This is a genomic window from Yoonia maritima, from assembly GCF_043641945.1.
GTDB lineage: Bacteria > Pseudomonadota > Alphaproteobacteria > Rhodobacterales > Rhodobacteraceae > Yoonia > Yoonia maritima_B.
The window spans coordinates 339,205-358,002 of sequence record NZ_JBHZRX010000004.1 but is presented as its reverse complement, the minus strand read 5'-3'; the positions used below and the strand labels follow the sequence as shown (position 1 = coordinate 358,002).

At 54.1% G+C, this 18,798-nt stretch carries 22 protein-coding genes; 14 read left to right on the top strand and 8 right to left on the bottom strand.

Annotation, left to right across the window (positions count from 1 at the left end):
• Together ACHUEV_RS11320 and ACHUEV_RS11315 are read left to right on the top strand one after the other, a co-directional pair.
• Nucleotides 1-615 carry an LbetaH domain-containing protein gene (locus tag ACHUEV_RS11320; protein ID WP_394180189.1) on the top strand — a complete coding sequence of 205 codons (615 nt, stop codon included), beginning with the start codon at nt 1-3 and terminating at the stop codon, nt 613-615.
• A gap of 112 nt (nt 616-727) precedes the next feature.
• Nucleotides 728-1,144, top strand: a complete 417-nt coding sequence (locus ACHUEV_RS11315; RefSeq protein ID WP_394179892.1) for a VOC family protein — start codon at nt 728-730, stop codon at nt 1,142-1,144.
• A gap of 44 nt (nt 1,145-1,188) precedes the next feature.
• Here ACHUEV_RS11315 and ACHUEV_RS11310 read toward each other — a convergent pair whose 3' ends face one another.
• Both ACHUEV_RS11310 and phnF read right to left on the bottom strand, forming a co-directional pair.
• Nucleotides 1,189-2,379 carry an alpha-D-ribose 1-methylphosphonate 5-triphosphate diphosphatase gene (locus ACHUEV_RS11310; RefSeq protein ID WP_394179890.1) on the bottom strand — a complete coding sequence of 397 codons (1,191 nt, stop codon included), beginning with the start codon at nt 2,377-2,379 and terminating at the stop codon, nt 1,189-1,191.
• Nucleotides 2,380-2,449: 70 nt separating this feature from the next.
• Nucleotides 2,450-3,160, bottom strand: a complete 711-nt coding sequence (gene phnF / locus ACHUEV_RS11305; protein ID WP_394179888.1) for a phosphonate metabolism transcriptional regulator PhnF — start codon at nt 3,158-3,160, stop codon at nt 2,450-2,452.
• 105 nt (nt 3,161-3,265) lie between these two features.
• Here phnF and phnG point away from each other — a divergent pair, with 105 nt between their 5' ends.
• The 8 genes from phnG to phnN are packed head-to-tail and all read left to right on the top strand — an operon-like array spanning nt 3,266 to nt 8,608.
• Nucleotides 3,266-3,721 carry a phosphonate C-P lyase system protein PhnG gene (gene phnG / locus ACHUEV_RS11300; RefSeq protein ID WP_394179887.1) on the top strand — a complete coding sequence of 152 codons (456 nt, stop codon included), beginning with the start codon at nt 3,266-3,268 and terminating at the stop codon, nt 3,719-3,721.
• A complete protein-coding gene (gene phnH, locus ACHUEV_RS11295; protein ID WP_394179885.1) occupies nt 3,721-4,308 on the top strand; it encodes a phosphonate C-P lyase system protein PhnH in 588 nt (195 codons plus the stop codon). The genes phnG and phnH overlap by 1 nt, the downstream gene beginning before the upstream one ends.
• Nucleotides 4,308-5,390 carry a carbon-phosphorus lyase complex subunit gene (locus ACHUEV_RS11290; protein ID WP_394180187.1) on the top strand — a complete coding sequence of 361 codons (1,083 nt, stop codon included), beginning with the start codon at nt 4,308-4,310 and terminating at the stop codon, nt 5,388-5,390. Before phnH ends, ACHUEV_RS11290 begins: the two co-directional genes overlap by 1 nt.
• A complete protein-coding gene (locus ACHUEV_RS11285) occupies nt 5,387-5,665 on the top strand; it encodes a hypothetical protein (protein WP_394179883.1) in 279 nt (92 codons plus the stop codon). Before ACHUEV_RS11290 ends, ACHUEV_RS11285 begins: the two co-directional genes overlap by 4 nt.
• Before the next feature lie 51 nt (nt 5,666-5,716).
• Nucleotides 5,717-6,586 carry an alpha-D-ribose 1-methylphosphonate 5-phosphate C-P-lyase PhnJ gene (locus ACHUEV_RS11280; RefSeq protein WP_394179881.1) on the top strand — a complete coding sequence of 290 codons (870 nt, stop codon included), beginning with the start codon at nt 5,717-5,719 and terminating at the stop codon, nt 6,584-6,586.
• On the top strand, nt 6,583-7,353 hold the full coding sequence (phnK, locus tag ACHUEV_RS11275; RefSeq protein WP_394179879.1) for a phosphonate C-P lyase system protein PhnK: 771 nt from the start codon (nt 6,583-6,585) through the stop codon (nt 7,351-7,353). The genes ACHUEV_RS11280 and phnK overlap by 4 nt, the downstream gene beginning before the upstream one ends.
• A gap of 35 nt (nt 7,354-7,388) precedes the next feature.
• A complete protein-coding gene (gene phnL, locus ACHUEV_RS11270) occupies nt 7,389-8,072 on the top strand; it encodes a phosphonate C-P lyase system protein PhnL (protein ID WP_394179877.1) in 684 nt (227 codons plus the stop codon).
• Nucleotides 8,069-8,608 carry a phosphonate metabolism protein/1,5-bisphosphokinase (PRPP-forming) PhnN gene (phnN, locus tag ACHUEV_RS11265; RefSeq protein ID WP_394179875.1) on the top strand — a complete coding sequence of 180 codons (540 nt, stop codon included), beginning with the start codon at nt 8,069-8,071 and terminating at the stop codon, nt 8,606-8,608. The genes phnL and phnN overlap by 4 nt, the downstream gene beginning before the upstream one ends.
• On the opposite strand, the gene ACHUEV_RS11260 is transcribed toward phnN, so the two are convergent.
• Complete coding sequence (locus ACHUEV_RS11260) at nt 8,590-9,267, bottom strand: DUF1045 domain-containing protein (RefSeq protein ID WP_394179873.1); 678 nt, start codon at nt 9,265-9,267, stop codon at nt 8,590-8,592. The two genes, phnN and ACHUEV_RS11260, sit on opposite strands and share 19 nt — an antisense overlap.
• A gap of 34 nt (nt 9,268-9,301) precedes the next feature.
• Here ACHUEV_RS11260 and ACHUEV_RS11255 point away from each other — a divergent pair, with 34 nt between their 5' ends.
• Nucleotides 9,302-10,447, top strand: a complete 1,146-nt coding sequence (locus ACHUEV_RS11255) for an alpha-D-ribose 1-methylphosphonate 5-triphosphate diphosphatase (protein WP_394179871.1) — start codon at nt 9,302-9,304, stop codon at nt 10,445-10,447.
• A gap of 76 nt (nt 10,448-10,523) precedes the next feature.
• Here the strand turns inward: ACHUEV_RS11255 and ACHUEV_RS11250 are convergent, their stop codons facing one another.
• Both ACHUEV_RS11250 and ACHUEV_RS11245 read right to left on the bottom strand, forming a co-directional pair.
• On the bottom strand, nt 10,524-10,733 hold the full coding sequence (locus ACHUEV_RS11250; RefSeq protein ID WP_394179869.1) for a cold-shock protein: 210 nt from the start codon (nt 10,731-10,733) through the stop codon (nt 10,524-10,526).
• Nucleotides 10,734-10,973: 240 nt separating this feature from the next.
• On the bottom strand, nt 10,974-11,180 hold the full coding sequence (locus tag ACHUEV_RS11245) for a cold-shock protein (protein ID WP_090195363.1): 207 nt from the start codon (nt 11,178-11,180) through the stop codon (nt 10,974-10,976).
• A gap of 273 nt (nt 11,181-11,453) precedes the next feature.
• On the opposite strand from ACHUEV_RS11245, the gene ACHUEV_RS11240 reads away from it, so the two are divergent.
• The gene (locus tag ACHUEV_RS11240; RefSeq protein WP_394179867.1) at nt 11,454-11,849 is read left to right on the top strand and encodes a BrnA antitoxin family protein; all 396 of its coding nucleotides are present in this window, start codon (nt 11,454-11,456) and stop codon (nt 11,847-11,849) included.
• Nucleotides 11,850-11,899: 50 nt separating this feature from the next.
• Here the strand turns inward: ACHUEV_RS11240 and ACHUEV_RS11235 are convergent, their stop codons facing one another.
• Complete coding sequence (locus ACHUEV_RS11235) at nt 11,900-12,898, bottom strand: hypothetical protein (RefSeq protein WP_394179865.1); 999 nt, start codon at nt 12,896-12,898, stop codon at nt 11,900-11,902.
• Between the two features lie 232 nt (nt 12,899-13,130).
• Entirely contained in the window at nt 13,131-14,786 is a 1,656-nt protein-coding gene (gene ettA, locus ACHUEV_RS11230) for an energy-dependent translational throttle protein EttA (protein WP_394179863.1), read from the bottom strand.
• 330 nt (nt 14,787-15,116) lie between these two features.
• Between ettA and ACHUEV_RS11225 the strand changes: the two genes are divergently transcribed.
• On the top strand, nt 15,117-15,557 hold the full coding sequence (locus ACHUEV_RS11225; protein ID WP_394179861.1) for a universal stress protein: 441 nt from the start codon (nt 15,117-15,119) through the stop codon (nt 15,555-15,557).
• A 10-nt stretch (nt 15,558-15,567) separates the two neighbouring features.
• Nucleotides 15,568-17,121, top strand: coding sequence for an alanine/glycine:cation symporter family protein (locus tag ACHUEV_RS11220; protein ID WP_394179859.1), 1,554 nt, complete (start codon nt 15,568-15,570; stop codon nt 17,119-17,121).
• Between the two features lie 126 nt (nt 17,122-17,247).
• On the opposite strand, the gene ACHUEV_RS11215 is transcribed toward ACHUEV_RS11220, so the two are convergent.
• Nucleotides 17,248-18,687 carry a type IV pili methyl-accepting chemotaxis transducer N-terminal domain-containing protein gene (locus ACHUEV_RS11215; RefSeq protein WP_394179857.1) on the bottom strand — a complete coding sequence of 480 codons (1,440 nt, stop codon included), beginning with the start codon at nt 18,685-18,687 and terminating at the stop codon, nt 17,248-17,250.
• Nucleotides 18,688-18,798 lie beyond the last annotated feature (111 nt).

The window sequence follows — 18,798 nt, the reverse complement described above, 5'->3', positions numbered from 1 at the left end:
ATCGCACGACTAAAAGCAGACACCCCGTTCGTTCATCCAGATTGCGAGATCACGGATACGACCTTTGGGCGTTATACCGAGGTTGGGCGTGGCAGCCGAATGGCGCATTCGCAGATGGGGGATTATTCGTATTGCGACCGCTTTGCTGATATCGCCAATGCCCAGATCGGGAAGTTCGCCAATATCGCAAGCTATGTCCGAATTGGCGCGACGGATCACCCGATGGATAAGGCCAGTTTGCATCATTTTCACTATCGGTCCGCTGACTATTTTGATGACGCGTCCCACGACGAAGATTGGTTCGCGCATCGCAGGTCGCGGCGTGCCGATATCGGGCATGACACTTGGATCGGACATGGTGCCCAGATACGGCCAGAGGTTACACTTGGCCATGGTTGCGTTGTTGCGGGTGGAGCGATCGTGACCAAAGACGTGCCGCCGTACATGATCGTTGCAGGTATCCCCGCCGTGCCGCTACGTGCGCGATTCTCTGACGATATCGCTGAACGGATGATGGCGCTCGCATGGTGGGATTGGCCGCATGACCGTTTGCGTGCCGCGCTGGATGATTTCCGAGCGATGAGCGCCGAAGTCTTCATCGAAAAATACGCTTGATGACGAATGGTGCTTAGTCGCCAAATGCACCAATATTGCCGTAGCTACCGTTCAGCAGATAGGCTGTGGTCAACTGGTCGCAATAAGCACACCTTCGGAAAGGACCTACGTCATGATTGCCTACGTCACCGTCGGGGCTGATGATATCGCGCGTGCGAAGCGATTTTATTCTGCGTTCCTGCCCGCCCTTGATTACGGGCTGGAGGAAGGCCCCGAAGGCTTAAGCTATGCGCTGGCTATAGAACCGGGTCAGTCAGTCGCACTCCCTGATTTCTACGTTAAGCCAACGTTCAATGGGCTTCCGGCATCCGCTGGGAACGGTGCTATGGTCGCGTTTGAAGCGTGCAATCAAAAGCAAGTGCGCGACCTTCACGCCGCCGCGCTTGCGGCTGGCGGATTTGACGAGGGGCAGCCCGGTTTTCGTGACGCCTACGGTCCTCATTTCTATGTTGGCTACCTTCGCGACCCGCAAGGCAACAAGATTGCTCTGTTTTCTAACGATCCTAACGAACCGGGGCGAGATGGATGAAGCGGGGTGCGTGGGCGACGGCACGCATTGATTTCGTTACTTCGCTATTCGGCTGCGATCCGTAGCTTCGGTGCTGCTTGGGTCAATCGATGGGCAAGGCCGCCAGACAGGTGCGACCAGCGACCGGTGGCCATTGTGCCTTCGATTTGGCGGGTGGCGGCGTTGATGATGGTCAAGTCGGCACGTTTACCTTCGTCGATGACGCCACGGTCGCCCAGCCCCATGATCCGGGCGGGGCGGGTAGAAATCATCCCCCACGCGCGGGCGAAATCCATGATGCCGGCATCGGCCAACGCAAATGTTGCTTGGGCAAGGGTCGGATAGTGATAGTCCGAAACGAGCGCGTCGCACAGCCCTTCGCGGATCAGCGATACAGCGGCGATATTACCCGACTGTGATCCGCCGCGCACGACATTGGGCGCGCCCATGATCACCGGATCAGCCCATGTTTTTGCCAATGCCGCGGCGCTTCGGTGTGTCGGGAATTCACAGATTTTCGCGCCAATCATCGAATAGTATTCGCGAGTACGGCCATCTGGATCATCGTGGCTACCATAGCGTACAGCCAGCCGATCAAAGGCTGCAGCCAGATTGCACAGATAACGGGGCACCTGAGTATTGAGATCACGTGTTGCTTCGACCAATGCGATATGTTCGGCGGCGCTTCTTCCTGCTCGTGCCGCCCACGCGGCGACCCGGTCTGGTTGCGTTTTTGCCATCTCAACAGCTTCATCAAGGTGGTTGTTGAAAACAACGTAATCCACGCCGAATGTCTCGATTGCATCAATCAAACGGTCTTGGGTGTCGACGGTGTGTGTTTCGCATCGGATTTGAACACGCAGGTCAGTCAGCAGATGTGGACGGTAATCACTATGTGCTTGCAGGAACTTTTTCGCAAATTCTGGGCCACGACCGCCGCCTTCCCACGACCAGCTTTGCGCCATCCATGCGGTGGTGACCCCATTTGCAGCAGCGTCCCGGTCGGTGCCAGCCAGCCCCAGTTGAACAGGAAAGGGGGCCGATGGGCGGGGCGCAAGGTGGTGTTCGAAGGCATCGCCGTGCAGGTCGATGATACCCGGCAATACGTAATACCCAGCCAGATTTATAGATGGCCCAACGGCATGGGTGTCTTCACGTATGAACCCTTCGCGAACCGCGATGCTGCCTGTCGTCAGTTGGCCGTCTCGCAGGATTTGCGCGCCATTGAAGGAAAGAAATGCAATCGGTGGTGTCATCTGTCCGCTCGCCTGAGGGTTGTTTCAGGTGTTATCGCGCACTCATGTATCGCCCGTGTGACATTTGGGTTTATGAATTGTTAACAGTCAGGGTGACGCGGTCGCCTGCAAACCAAGTATGTCCGAATTCAATCGGCATCCCTGCGGTGTCGATGTTGATACCAACAGAACGCAGGATCGGTGCGCCCTCTGATATTCTAAGATGCAATGCCTGTGTCGCGTTGGCCTGTTTTGCGGTTAATCTTGTGGATGCGCGGGTGTAGTCCGCGACGCCATAGCGTGCGAGAGCGGCAGTGACGGATTTCGTTTCGTCCAAATCACTCAATATATTTGGAAAACGTTCGGCGGGAAACACGCTGCGAAAGATCGCGATGGGCTGACCATCAGCTAAGGATAGCCCGTCGTAAACATGAACGGCCGCACCTGCCGGGATTTCTAACGATTCAGCTTCGCGTTGATCTGCTGCTCGGGTTTCAAGCGATAAAATTTCCTTGGCCGGGGCACGCCCCGCGGCGGATAGGTTTTGGTGAAATCGCACCCGTCGTCCGATGGGATAGTCGGTCGGCGTTTGCGCAACAAATACCCCTGCGCCCCGCCGGGCATGGACAAGCCCGTTATCGGCCATCGCCGCCAAAGCGCGCCGCACTGTGTGCCGGTTCACACCAAACCGCGCCGAAAGCGCAGCCTCGGTAGGGAGCTTATCGCCGGGGCCATAGCGCCCTTCGGCGATATCGTTGGTCAGTGCCGTGCTGATTGAAGTCCAAATTGCAGTGCGCGCCATGTTGTCACGAAAGTTTCACATCATCAGGGATTGCCTGCCGCGGGCGACTCGGCTTAGGATTTGTCTAGTTGTATATTAATTTAGACAAACACACAAGGTGTCTAGATGGACGAAGTGAATGTTGCGAACGCTGCACGTAAGAAATGGATGGGCATTTTGGCTAAATCCGACGCTACTGTCTTGGTGGAAATTTGGGCCTCGTTTGGCGTTAAGCCTGATTTTGAATTTTTGCGTGCCCCCGAAATTGGCGGCGTGATGGTGCGCGGTCGGGCAGGGGCAGTTGGTGCCCCGTTCAATTTGGGCGAAATGACTGTCACGCGTTGTTCGATCAAGCTGGATAGCGGTGTCGTGGGCCACGCCTATGTGCAGGGCCGCGATAAGGAAAAGGCGCGTATCGCCGCCTTGGTTGATGCTTTGATGCAGACTGATCACGCGCCCGAGGTGCAGGCCAAAGTGATCGACCCGCTTGAAGAAACGCAGCTTGTCGTAAAGGCCAGTCGTGCCGCCAAGGCTGTAGCGACCAAAGTCGATTTCTTCACGATGGCCAGAGGGGAAGACTGATGCAGGCCGCGACTTTAGAAGGCGGGTTCGCCAATGCCCCCATCGATGCTGCGCATGCGTTCCGTCAGATTATGACGGCGATGGCGCAACCCGGTGTTATCAATAACGTCAAAGGTGCAAAGCCGCCCGCACCCCTGTCCATAGCCGCTGGCGTGGTTCTGTTGACGCTCTGTGATCCTGATACGCCCGTCTATCTGACCCCGCAGTTCGACACTTCAGAGATCCGGTCATGGATCACATTTCACACTGGGGCACCATTAGTTGATGCGAATGCGGCAAGCTTTGCGGTGGGTGCTTGGGGTGACCTAACGCTGACCGATTTTGCGATCGGAACAGCGGAATACCCTGACAGATCCGCGACGATTGTGGTTGAGGTTTCATCGCTATCTACCGAGGGCGCGACCCTAAGTGGCCCGGGTATCAAACACAAAGCGAGCCTTTCGTTGCCTGACGTTTCTGCGTTTCAAAAGAATGCAGCGCTGTTTCCCTTAGGTTTGGATTTTGTGTTCACCTGCGAAAACAACCTTGCCGCCTTGCCACGTACAACCAAAGTTACTGCGCCGACATGCGCGACAAAGGTGTCCTGATGTATGTTGCGGTAAAGGGCGGCGAAAAGGCGATTGATAATGCCCATGCTTGGCTGGCCGAAGAGCGTCGCGGCGATAAATCTGTCGAGGAGCTATCCGTCCCGCAAATTCGAGAACAGCTTACCCTAGCCGTCAATCGGGTCATGGCCGAAGGGTCACTATACGATCCCGACCTTGCCGCGTTGGCGATTAAACAGGCCCGTGGTGATCTAATCGAGGCAATCTTTCTGATCCGGGCTTATCGCACGACGCTTCCTCGGTTCGGCGGATCAGAGCCAGTTGATACCGAAAAGATGGCCTGCGACCGGCGTGTCTCAGCAACCTTCAAAGACGCGCCCGGTGGGCAAGTATTGGGTCCAACATTCGATTACACCCATCGTCTGCTTGATTTCAAATTGGCGGCAGACGGCGAAGTGCCCGAACTACAAAGTGAAGCAACAACTGATGCGGAGACGCCGCATATCATGTCATTTCTTGACCGCGAAGAATTGATCCAGCCCGAACCTGAAGGGCTTGAAACACCGCCTGATCTAACACGATCACCGCTAGAATTACCGGCAACCCGCGCGTTGCGATTGCAGTCACTGACGCGTGGCGACGAAGGCTTTATCCTTGGCATGGCCTATTCCACGCAGCGTGGATATGCGCGCAATCACGCTTTTGTCGCGGAATTGCGGATCGGTGTGGTCGCTGTCGAATTGGACATCCCTGAATTGGGCTTCGCCATTGATATCGGAGAGATCACCCTCACCGAATGCGAAACGGTAAACCAATTTAAAGGCTCCAAAACAGAACCTCCACAGTTCACGCGCGGATATGGATTGGTGTTTGGCATGACCGAACGCAAAGCGATTTCCATGGCGTTGGTCGACCGCGCGTTGCGCTGGAAAGAACTGGGTGAAGACAATGTCGGCGCGCCAGCGCAGGATGAAGAATTTGTGCTGTACCACGCGGACAACATTCAGGCGACCGGGTTCCTAGAGCATATCAAGCTACCGCATTACGTGGATTTTCAGTCTGAATTAGAACTGATCCGTAAGCTGCGTCGTGAAGCGAAAGCTGCACAGGAGGCCGCAGAATGAGATTTTCTAGAGGCTTAACAGTCGCCACCGCTACCGCCGTCGAAGCCTCCTCCACCATCGAAGCCGCCTCCGTGATATCCACCTTCACCACCTCTATGGCTGTCTTTGGTTCCGGGCTTTCTGTTGCTCGTAAAAAGGTACAACACCGCACCAAGAAGCCCCAAAATGAGATAAATGGTGAAATTGGGGTGCGCATTCATCTGCTCACACAAAAATTTAGCGGCGACAGTACCTTCTTCACAATTAAAAATCTTAGCGAGCCTGGTCATGCGTAAATGTGTTCCTGTTATGACTATCGCGCTAGCTATATGAGTTTGAGATATAAAATGTCTGATTACAACTTTGCATATCTGGACGAACAAACCAAGCGGATGATCCGTCGTGCGATCCTTAAGGGGCTTTCGATACCGGGGTATCAGGTGCCTTTTGCGAGCCGTGAAATGCCGATGCCTTATGGCTGGGGGACGGGTGGTGTACAGGTTTCGGCTGCGGTTCTGACACCGGACGATACGTTTAAGGTCATCGATCAAGGTGCGGATGACACCACAAACGCGGTGTCGATCCGTCGCTTCTTTGAAAAGACAGCAGGCGTGGCTGTGACCGAAGCAACGGTCGACGCCAGCGTGATCCAGACACGTCACCGCATTCCTGAACAGAATCTGCGCGGTGATCAAATCTTGGTCTATCAGGTGCCGATCCCGGAACCGCTGCGGTTTCTGGAGCCGTCCGAGGTTGAGACCCGCAAGATGCATAGCCTTGAAGAATACGGGCTGATGCACGTGAAACTGTACGAGGATATCTCGCAGCATGGCGCGATCGCGACGGCCTATGCCTATCCGGTGAAGGTCGAAGGGCGCTATGTGATGGACCCGTCTCCGATCCCGAAATTCGATAACCCGAAACTGAACATGGCGGGTATCCAGCTGTTTGGCGCAGGCCGTGAACAACGGATTTACGCGGTACCGCCCTATACGGATGTCGTCAGCCTCGATTTCGACGACTACCCGTTCGAAGCCAGCAAAGCCGATCATGCCTGTGACCTATGTGGTGCCGAGGATAGCTATCTCGATGAACTGATCGTCGATGATGAGGGTGGGCGGATGTTTATGTGTTCTGACACGGATTACTGCGCGGGCCGGCGCAAGGATGGTCATGTCGGTGCGCAAGGTGCGCCCTACGGGGAGGACGCAGCATGAACCCGTTGCTGAATGTTCACGGAATATCGAAATTCTATGGTAATCGTATCGGCTGCAAGGAAGTATCATTCGACTTGTTTCCCGGCGAAGTCATGGGAATTGTTGGCGAAAGCGGATCGGGGAAATCGACCCTGTTGAACTGCCTTGCCGGGCATTTGCCCCCTGATCAAGGTGCGGTGAATTTTGATACGCGCACCGATGGTATGCGCGATACCGTCACGATGTCAGAACCTGAACGTCGAATGCTTTCGCGTACTGACTGGGCTTTTGTGCACCAACATGCGCGTGACGGGCTACGTACGAACGTAAGCGCCGGCGGCAATGTAGGTGAACGGTTGATGGCTGTTGGCGCGCGCCATTATGGCGAAATTCGCGATCAGGCGACTGATTGGCTGGGCCGGGTCGAGATTAACGCAGATCGGGTTGATGACCGCCCCAGCGCCTTTTCTGGTGGCATGCAGCAACGGCTACAGATTGCGCGCAATCTGGTCACAGGACCACGGCTGGTGTTCATGGATGAGCCAACAGGTGGGTTGGATGTGAGCGTTCAAGCCCGGCTTTTGGATTTGCTGCGCGGTCTTGTCCGCGAGATGAACCTCAGTGCGATCATTGTGACCCATGATCTGGCTGTGGTGCGTCTTCTTGCTGATCGGTTGATGGTCATGAAAGATGGGCATGTGGTTGAAACTGGTCTGACAGATCAAGTGCTTGACGATCCGCAGCATGGCTATACCCAGCTGTTGGTGTCGTCCGTGTTGCAGGTTTGAATCTTGAGTATTTGGAACAAGGCGAGGGATTGACGATGATCCAAGTCGAAAACGTAGCAAAGTCATTCACGCTACATAACCAAGGTGCCGCAGTCATTCCTGTTATGGCAGGCGCGTCGTTGCAGGTGGCTGCGGGCGAATGTGTTGCGCTAGTTGGGCAGTCAGGGTCCGGAAAATCAACGCTGATGCGCATGATTTACGGTAATTACCTCGCTGCCTCTGGGCGGATCATGATTGGTGACGTGGACGTCGCGAGCGCCGAACCACGCGAGATATTAGATCTGCGTCGCTATACGCTGGGCTATGTCAGCCAGTTCCTGCGTGTCGTTCCGCGCGTACCGACAGTTGAGGTGGTCGCCGAGCCATTGTTGGCGACTGGCACGGAACGCAACGCTGCGATTTCACGGGCGAAGGTGTTGTTGGATGATCTGAACATTCCAGAACGGCTTTGGGGCTTGAGCCCGACCACGTTCTCTGGCGGTGAACAGCAGCGGGTCAATATCGCACGCGGCTTTGCCTATAACTATCCAGCGCTTTTGTTGGATGAACCAACGGCGAGCCTTGATGGGGCTAACCGCGAAGTTGTCATGTCGATGATTGAAGAGGCCAAAGCACGTGGCGCGGCGATCATCGGCATTTTTCATGACGAAGCCGCCCGTGACCGGGTTTGTGATCGAGAGATTGATGTGACTGGGTTTACACCGAAAGCCCCCGCATGACGGGACGCTTTATCGCCGTAGTTGGCCCATCTGGCGTCGGCAAGGATAGCGTGATGCGCGCTATGGCGGCTGATCCTAGGCTTGTTCTTGCCCGCCGTGTCATTACCCGCCCCGGTGATGCCGGTGGCGAAGACTTTGAAGGCGTTAGCGAAAGCCGCTTTCTACAGATGCAAACAGCGGGGGAGTTTGCGTTGTCTTGGCCTGCACATGGTTTGCACTATGGGATTCCGGTCACCGTCGATCGCACGCTTGAGCAGGGCGTTGATATGCTCGCAAACCTGTCGCGCGCGCAAATTGTGACGGCAAAACAGCGTTTTGAACGATGTGAAGTGATCGTGCTAACCGCTAAGCGAGAGGTGCTTGCGCAACGTTTGATGGCGCGTGGCAGAGAGAGCGCCGAACAGGTCGAGCACCGGCTAAATCGCGCGAGTTTTGCACTGCCTGACGGTGTGGCCGCACATATCGTTGATAATAGCGGACCACTTGATCTTGCTGTGCAGACTGCCCTTAGTCTCCTTTATCCTGCTAGGTCGTAACGATGAATTTCGTGAAACATCCCGTCGCTGTCTTCCCCCATCAACGTGATCTGACCGATCGGAAACGGTCGCGGGACCAAAGGCAACAGGTGCGGTGCCAATGCATCAGTGACGTCTGCGCCAAGGCCGGGATCGATGCGGCCGGACAGCGTAAGGTGAAAATGAAAATCGTCGCTGACATAGGGGTAACCCCATGTCGTCAGGTTCTCTTCTTGGCGCTCGGACAGGTTGGCTTGCCTTCGGCGGGCCAATTCAGCGGGCGGGGCCGGCGCACGAAAGTCGTCCAAAGCTTCGACGATGTGCTGGGCAACAGCGTTCAGCGTGGTGGCATTGCCGCGTGGGCGCAGAGCCAAGAAGCCGCGATGGTGCTTAAGAGACAACCCATCAAGTCGGAACGCGGGGATGGTCCCGGCCAATTGGGCGGTGGCCTGTTCCAGCTGGCTTTGCATGGTGCCTTTGGCCAGCCGAAACGGTGCTTTGAGCGTGCCGTGAATGCCGTATTTACGTGGGGCCAGCGTCAGCTTGGCCACATCAAGATCAGCGATTTGCGGGTGAACGCATTTGCGGCCCGCCTTATTATCCCACCCCAGCCAAGACGCACAGAAGTCGGCGAACGGGCCGGGTGGTGGAGTATAAAAAATTGCGTAACGTTCGAACATGAAACACTCTTTGCCAAGGTCGCGTGACAAATCCATGACACAAGAAATTATCCTCGCCAATGCCCAGATTATCCTTGCTGATGAAGTCATCACAGGCAGCCTAAAAATGCAGGGTGGTATGATCACTGACATTGGCCAGGGGGCGACAGTTCCGAACGGGGCAATCGACTGTGGAGGCGACTTTGTTAGCCCCGGTATGATTGAATTGCACACCGATAACCTTGAACGCCACATCAGCCCACGACCCAAAGTGGACTGGCCGCATCGTGCCGCAATTGTTGCGCATGATCGCGAATTGGCGGGCACCGGTATCACGACTGTGTTCGATGCAATTCGGGTGGGCTCCATCGTGTCAAACCAAGGTCGGCGCTATGGCAAATACGCACGGCAAATGGCTGACGAAATCTTGCAAATGCGCGATACTGGGGCGCTGAAAATCAGCCACCACATCCATCTCAGGGCCGAGATTTGTTCTGAAACGCTCGTGGAGGAATTGGACGAATTTGGTGAAACTGATCGGATCGGGATCGTGTCATTGATGGACCACACGCCGGGTCAGCGACAGTTCAGTGATGTCGAAAAATATGTGGACTATATTTGCGGAAAGCACGGGATGGATCGTGCTGCGTTGCCTGATTACATTGATTTTTTGTACGGGCTACAGGCGCGTCTTGGCGCCAAGCATGAAGTGGCAGCTGTCGCTGCCGCAAATCGTTACGGCGCTACATTGGCAAGCCACGACGACACAACAGCCGAACAGGTTGCAGCAAGCCATGCCTACGGTATCACTTTGGCAGAATTCCCAACAACGGTGGAAGCGGCACATGCCTGTCACGAGGCGGGAATTGCCACAATAATGGGGGCGCCGAACCTCGTACGCGGTGGGTCGCACTCAGGTAATGTTGCGGCGAAGGCGCTCGCCGATTTGGATCGCTTAAGCATACTCTCGTCTGACTACGTACCCGCGGCATTGCTGCTGGGGGCGGTGCAAGTCTCGCAGATTTGGGGTGATTGGGCCAAGGGCATGGGGACGGTGACCTCGCAGCCTGCACACCACGTACATCTGGATGATCGCGGTGTTCTTGCCATCGGCAAACGCGCAGACGTGTTGCGCTTTGGCTTAGTCAACGATCTGCCAATTGTTCAGTCTGTTTGGGCCGCAGGGCGATTGGTTGCTTAACGTTTTGCTAATGCCTCCAAGCAATAAGGGCGCTCCAAAAGGAGCGCCCTTAGATTTTTTCAAATAAAAATACTGATTAATCAGCTACAGTCAGATTCACAGCGCTTTCACGTCCGTCACGTCCTGCTTCGATATCAAAATTAACTTTTTGATCGTCGCGCAGACCAGTGAGACCGGAACGCTCAACAGCAGAAATATGGACGAAAACGTCCTTAGAGCCGCCGTCGGGCGCGATGAAGCCGTAGCCTTTAGTGGTGTTGAACCATTTGACAGTGCCTGAAGCCATGTCTGTGTCTTCCTTCAATATCGTCCGCTCACGGAAATGCAGCGGTGTGGCTCGGTCAAACTTAGATCGATTGACTGGGCCGAAAGAGGAGACAGTGGTCGATAATTTAACGTCGCGACTCAACCATGGCAGAGTCCGCAACAAAATCAACAATTTTAGAGAATTGTCCGCGAAAAGGCATGAATTCGCGCAAAAATTGTGGCGAAAGTGAACACTCTCGCCACAAAATTCATAGATCGCTTATGCGAGCGCGAGGTTAACCGCAGATTCGCGGCCATCGCGGCCAGCTTCGATATCGAAAGTAACTTTCTGATCGTCGCGCAGGCCAGTCAGGCCAGAACGCTCTACAGCGGAGATGTGAACGAATACGTCCTTAGAACCACCATCGGGAGCGATAAAGCCGAAGCCTTTAGTTGTGTTGAACCATTTCACGGTGCCAGTAGCCATCGTGTTTTCCTTTATAATCAATACCATCCGCATAATTGCGATGGTTTGGCTTAGTCAGTGCAAGATCGAAAGACTGTAGCCGAGTAGGAAAACAGTGGTCGAGTTGGATAACGTCTGCCAACCCCATGTGGGGCCTTACCATCAATAAATCAAGTAAAATCGACGTGTCGGCCCAAGGTCGGTATCGCGTCGGCGATGCGTCGGGTGCCAACGCACGGTTGTTTTAGCGATTCGAAATGCAGCTAGGTGATGTTCTTGGGGAAGGAGAGAACGATGCCCCGAATGTCCAAGGCGCAGAGGATCGCGCGCCAAAAGATGATGCGATACCTGTATGAAGAAAATATCGACGAAACCGACCTGTCGCTGGAACTGCGCGATAAGGTGCCGCTGGCGTGGCATACGCTGGAACATGATCTGGATGTCGAAGAACCCAAGGTGAAGATCACGCTGCGGTTGGATGAAAGCGTCGCGAAATTTTACCGGGCGATGGGGCCGGGGTATCAGGCGCGAATTAGCCGGATACTAGGGCTATGGGCCAATATGAAAATCGGCGAGGCGTTGCGGATGGAAGAGGCGATCTATGCGCAAATGAAGATTTTGAATGGGCAAGATCGGGATGCTGCAGCGCAGGGAGAGCGGCCCAAGAGTTATGGGGTTGATGTAGAGTGAATGTGGTGATCCGGCGCTGATGTTGCTTCGAAAGATTAGCTCACATGGGGCTAGATCTTTCGATATGAAATCAATTCCGCTTTCGGAAATCTGACTCTCATAGAAAGGGGCAAAGGGCTACCTAGGCCGTCTAAGATACCACTCCGTGCCATTGCCGAAATCTTACTAATTTCATTATCGCTGAGAGTTTCAAGCCAACTACTCCGCACATAGCAGTTTTCCAAATGTACAACTGATATCGCAAAGAGTGCCGATATTAAGTCGGAGCTATTTGCGTCTAACGAATTAAGAAAGGTGTCAATTCTGTGAGCTCTATATTTCTGATAGCCTGACAATACTGCGTAAAAGTTGTCGCCAACGTTCCCGCAGAAAAGTGATACGGAGTTCCAGTGCGTTCGTATTGGATTGCACTCAAATAAGCAGTTCTTGTCTAGATCCCACGCCGGTTCAAAAGCACCAGTGGATGCAAACGGTACCTGACGGTCAAATTCGAAAAAGGTGTAATGGAAATTGCCAGATACCCCTCTGTAATAATCTCGAAAGAGTTTCTTGAGTTTTCTCGTGTTGACCTTGATTGCGCGTTCTGCCCCACGTTTTATCCATTTATAATTTTGCAGCGTTTGGTCGGCGTTTCGGAGCTTTAAGTCTTCAACTAGTTCACGATATATTTGGACCATGACATGCTTCCGATATAGCTCCATCGCCATAGAGCGGATGCCAAGAATAGTTGCGGTCTGCTCATTCAAAGTGATGTTTTGTTGTTCAATTTTTTCGAAGATGCCCCGGTCATGCTCTTCACAAAAACCTGGAAATGTAGATGCTTTCCGCACTCCGATACACTCAAATAGGAGACGGTCTTCAGAAGGTCTAGCCTTCAGGGATGGGCCAATTTTTGTAACATGACCGCTTTCGGCTATCGTTTCTAGTGGTCCGCGGCGCTGGAGTGAATGTGACTGAATGGCGATTTTCTTACATTGTCTTCCATCTTTGTCGAAGTGAAGACACCGATTCCCGGCCGCTGCTACGGCGGTCGAAATCATCCTATGCATATTACCTACATATTTATTGTTTTGGGCGCACAAACGTTGGAAACCTTGCCTAAGTCTTTTCTAAGACAAATGCCGCGTGCGGCATTTTTTATCTTCGAAATGCGAACGAGTTATGCCACCAAACTAAGGACGTTAACAATGGAAGCAAGGACCAAGGTACGCCTTTTATTAAACCGCAAGGCGGGACGACCCCAAGGCCGCCCTGTTCAATCCTCTGTCAATCTTCAGATAACTAACGCACAAACTTCTTATGCTTCATCCGCTTTGGTTCCAGTGCGTCTGCGCCTAGCCGTGCTTTCTTGTCTTCTTCGTAGTCGGTAAATCCGCCTTGGAACCATTCGACGTGGGCGTCGCCTTCGAACGCGAGCATGTGGGTGCAGATACGGTCGAGGAAGAAGCGGTCGTGCGAGATGACGACGGCGCAGCCTGCGAAATCGACCAATGCGTCTTCTAATGCGCGCAGTGTTTCGACGTCGAGGTCGTTGGTAGGTTCATCGAGAAGCAGGACGTTGCCGCCGGATTTCAGCAGTTTTGCCATGTGCACGCGGTTGCGTTCACCACCTGATAGCAGGCCGACTTTTTTCTGCTGATCGCCGCCTTTGAAGTTGAACGCTGAGCAGTATGCGCGCGAGTTCATAGACGCATCGCCGAGTTCGATGATTTCCGCGCCGCCGCTGATTTCTTCCCAGACGGTGGTGTTTTCGTCGAGCGCATCGCGTGACTGATCCACATAGGACAGTTTCACGGTTTCGCCGAATTCGACGGTACCTTCATCAGGTTCGATCTGACCTGTCAGCATGCCAAACAATGTGGATTTACCCGCACCGTTGGGGCCGATGACGCCGACGATGCCGCCGGGTGGCAGGTCAAATGACAGGTCTTCGATCAAGAGCTTGTCGCCCATGGCCTTCTTAAGGCCGTTCACCTCGATCACCTTATTACCCAAGCGTGGTCCGTTCGGGATAATGATCTGGGCGCGGCCCATTTTTTCGCGCTCTGACTGGTTGGCCATTTCGTTATAGGCGCTGATACGGGCCTTGGATTTGGCTTGGCGTGCTTTGGCGCCTTGGCGCATCCATTCCAATTCGCGCGCGAGGGTGCGCTGCTTGGATTTGTCGTCTTTGGCTTCGCGTTCCAGACGCTTGGCTTTGGCCTCTAGCCAGCTGGAGTAGTTGCCTTCATGCGGGATGCCTGAACCACGGTCCAGTTCCAGAATCCAACCTGTAATCGCATCAAGGAAGTAACGGTCGTGGGTGACGATCAGGATTGTGCCTTTGTAGTCGATCAGGTGCTGTTGCAGCCAAGCGATGGTTTCGGCGTCCAAGTGGTTGGTCGGTTCGTCAAGCAGCAGCATGTCTGGCGCGTCCAGCAAAAGCTGACACAGCGCGACACGGCGTTTTTCACCACCAGACAGGGTTGTGACGTCGGCATCATCCGGGGGGCAGCGCAGGGCTTCCATTGAGATGTCGATCTGTGCGTCGAGATCCCACAGGTTTTGGCTGTCGATTTGGTCCTGAAGTTGCGCCATTTCATCAGCGGTTTCTTCAGAGTAGTTCATAGCGACTTCGTTATAACGATCAAGGATCGCCTTTTTGTCGGCCACGCCCAGCATGACGTTTTCACGTACGGTCAGGTTCGGGTCGAGTTCGGGTTCCTGCGGCAGGTAACCCACGCGCGCACCTTCGGCCGCCCATGCTTCGCCGGTAAAGTCTTTGTCTTGACCAGCCATGATCCGCATCAGGGTAGATTTACCCGTGCCGTTCACACCAACCACACCGATTTTCACACCGGGCAAGAAGTTCAGGCGGATGTTTTCGAATACCTTTTTCCCACCGGGATAGGTTTTGGACACGCCGTCCATGAAATAGACGAATTGATTGCTGGCCATCGGGGGACGCTCCGTTGATCTGAGAAGTTGGCCCTAGATAGCGAGACTCAGCGGTGGGGGCAATCGCGGAAGCGGTGGTTTGAACGCCCGAAGTTGCTTCGGCTGTAGAAGTCGAATGTTTTGAATGAGGTGATACTGGTTTCTATTTGTGTTGCTGGCCGTCTGTTTTGCGGTCTTATGTGCTGGATTATGCCTATTTTGCAATTTTTTCACGCTGAATGGCATTGTTGGCGTATCATTGATCCCAACAGCCGCCAGAAGCTGACCACCCCAAATGGTCGATTTGCGTTTGGGTTTTCTTTTCAATCAATAGACAAACAGGGATTTGCAATGAGTGAAACAGTATTTGTCGTCGGGATTGACGGCTCGGATGCAGGAGAGCGAGCGCTCGCCTTCGCCAAAGACCGTGCCAAAGCGGTGGGAAGTTGTACGATCTTGCTATGCTACGTGATCGAATGGTCGCCGTTTAGCTTTCAGACCCCCGAAGAAAACGCGATGCGGCACAAGCGACGCGAAGAAGAAATCAGCATGGCGCTTTCGCGTGTGTTGGACCCTGCGGTCGCGGCAACAAAGGCTGACGGCTTTAGTGTGACTGGGGTCGTGAAGCACGGCGATGTTGCCGAAATTCTTGACGACTTGGCAAAGGAGCATGGCGCCGCACAGATTATCGTTGGCCGTGTTGGCCGTCGTGGTCTGAAAGAGCGTGTCTTTGGTGGCGTAACAGGGCGACTGGTGGCTTCGGCTTCGGTCCCCGTGACAATCATTCCGTAGGGGCGAGAACATGAAAAAGCTATTAACTGCGGCCATGCTTGCCGCGATGTCTCCTGTGGCGGTAGCCGCGCAAGAGGCGTCTTTAGACGATAAAATCAATGATGCATTTGCTTGGTCCACGGGTTGGTTCGTGACCCTAATCTTTAACCCACTGCCATTCGAGATCGCTGGATCAAGCTTTCCTTGGATTGTGATGTGGCTGGTCATCGGTGCGACCGTGTTTACGATTTACTTTGGCTTGATCCAAATTCGCGCATTTGGACACGCGATATCATTGGTGAAAGGTGACTATTCTGATCCCAATGACGCGGGTGAGGTAAGCCACTTTCAGGCCTTGGCGACCGCGCTTTCGGGAACGGTTGGTTTGGGTAACATCGCGGGTGTGGCTGTGGCCGTCGGTATCGGCGGGCCGGGTGCCACGTTTTGGATGATCTTTGCGGGTCTTCTGGGGATGGCGTCCAAGTTCACCGAATGTACGCTAGGTGTGAAATACCGCAATGAATACGCGGATGGATCGGTTTCCGGTGGTCCGATGTATTATATGACCAAAGGCTTCAAGGAACGGAATCTGCCGGGTGGCAAAGTGCTGGCGATCCTTTTCTCGATCTTCTGTATTCTTGGTGCTTTGGGTGGTGGGAACATGTTCCAAGCGAACCAAGCGCATGCGCAGATTTCAGGCATTACAGGTGACTATCCGGGCTGGATCACGGGGCTTGTCTTTGCTGTCGTGGTCTTTGCTGTGATTGTTGGTGGTATCAAATCCATCGCTCGAGTGACCGAGAAAGTCGTGCCATTTATGGGCATCATGTATGTGTTCGTTGCGCTGATCATCTTGCTTGTGAACTATGACCAAATCGGTTGGGCGTTCGGCCAAATCTGGGCTGGTGCGTTTACCGGGCTTGGTGTCGCTGGCGGCTTTGTCGGGGCGCTGATCCAAGGCTTTAAACGTGCTGCGTTCTCAAATGAGGCTGGTGTTGGTTCTGCGGCGATTGCCCACTCTGCCGTGCGGACCAAAGAGCCGATTACCGAAGGGGTCGTTTCACTGCTAGAGCCGTTCATTGATACGGTCGTTATCTGTACGATGACTGCGTTGGTGATCACGATTTCTGGTGTGCTAGTCGTCGACCCCGCAACCGGCAACTACGTCCTGAACGAAGCTGGGACTGGGATCCAGACTGCTGACGGATCATCGGGCGTGCAGCTAACATCGGCGGCGTTTGCCACCGGATTTAGCTGGTTCCCTTATGTGCTGGCAATTGCGGTCATCCTATTTGCGTTCTCGACGATGATCAGTTGGTCCTACTATGGCCTTAAGGCTTGGACTTATCTGGTTGGCGAAGGTCAGGCGCAAGAACTGGCATTCAAGATCATTTTCTGCGTTTTCGTCGTGATCGGTGCCGCGGCCGAATTGGGCGCGGTCATCGATTTCTCGGATGCGATGATCTTTGCAATGGCAGTTGTGAACATCACAGCGCTGTATTTCTTGATGCCCATCGTGAAGGCCGAGATGAACAGCTATTTCGGTCGACTGAAGTCGGGCGAGATTGTGAAACACAAGCACTAAACCAGGTAGCAATCAAAAGAAGGCGCGCCGAGTAATTGGCGCGCCTTTGTCGTGGGGTATATCCAAAGCAAAAGACGCGGGCATTGCTGCGCCGCGCCTCTCCGTAGACCTGGTTTCTCAGGAGAATTACATCAGGCTTTGCACATTGATCCCAAAGGTCATTGCGCCGATAACTTCGCCGGTTGCTGGATCAACAACGGGCATAGATGCCTGCGATTGATAGAAGCCAGTGCTGTCATCAAACTCTATATCGCTGATATGAAGCGCATCTGGGCCAACACCATATGTTTGCTGGTGCTTGGCTTCGTCGCCCTGCCAGAAGTCGGATGTTGGGACGCTTTGCGCGACGTTCAAGCCAACGTAGTCCATGATGAACACTTCGGTCACAAAGCCGGCGGTTTCATCTTGGTGGGCACGTAGCCATTCAGAGACTGGGTTGTCCAGTGCAGTCGTCATAAGCGGTCCGCCATCGCCCGATGCTTCGGCGCGCCATTGTTGATCAAGCGCGATGACTTCGTCTTCGGTGATGTTTGCATGTGCTGCGTTCTGGGCTTTGACCGCGTCGATGACACGTGCGTCAGAGACCCAAGTGCTTAGCTCTGCGGCTGCATATGCCTCAAGCGGTACGCGGTAGATGCCGTCTTTGCCGGGGGTCGCAATTAGATACAGGGTAATCGCGTTGTTCATGCCAACGCTAAGTTCCTGTGTCAGCGCGTTTGATGCGATGACATCTTCTGCAGTTGCTGCTTGGCCAGATTTGATCGCGTCATAGATGCCGCGTCCTGCCTGCCACTTTGCATAGGTGCTTTCTAGGCTCGCCTTAACGGTGTCGTTTGGCGGTGGATTCACACCAGCTGCAGGATAGCCGTCACGTAGTGCGACCAATGACAGTTCGAACATGTCGACAGTCGCAATCAGCTCTTCAAGCGCGACGTCTGTGTGGGTGTCTGTTGCCAGTTCACACACTGCGCGTGTCATACGCTGCGCAAGTGCGCGCTGGCGACCAGCAAAGTTCAGAACGGTTGCGTCGCTTTGCAGCAGTTCTTGTGGGTTTGTGTATTCACCTGACACGTCTGCGGCCAGATTTGTGGTCTGATCAAACAGCGCATGATAGCCTTCGCTGATTGTCTCGACGTCTGCGTCGGTCGCCGTGCCGCCAAGCATCTCAAGTGCGGCGTGCTCCATCGGATCCCAGATTTCGTGAGTCTGTTTGATCGCCTTTAGGATACGTGGTGTTGTTTCTTCGCCGGGCATCCCCAAAGCGCGGTCGCCGAATTCCAGACCTTTTAGGATCGCGTCAAAGTTATCGTGGACGTGCTGAAGATCGTATTCGGCTGTCTCGAGGTCGATGCCCGCGTTATAGCGGCAGCTTGCCGAAGCGACGGATTCTGAGAGGCCGCGAAGGCCAAAGGCGCGGTTTACGCGGGCTTTGCCGCCATCATATAGCGCGGTGTCGATTGACTGTGCTTGTACTGTTGTTCCGCCAAACCCCATGAGGGCGATGCAAGCGGTTGTAGTGAATGCCATGCGGCGGGTGCGGGACTTTGTTGAAATGTGGTTCTGCATTTTGAACTCCTGTAGATCCGACCGGGTCAGCGCGAAATTCATATCGGCTTTCGGTCGTAGTTATGGATTTCTTGACGCTGTCTTGGCTGTGGTGGTGGCCGAAATCGGCAC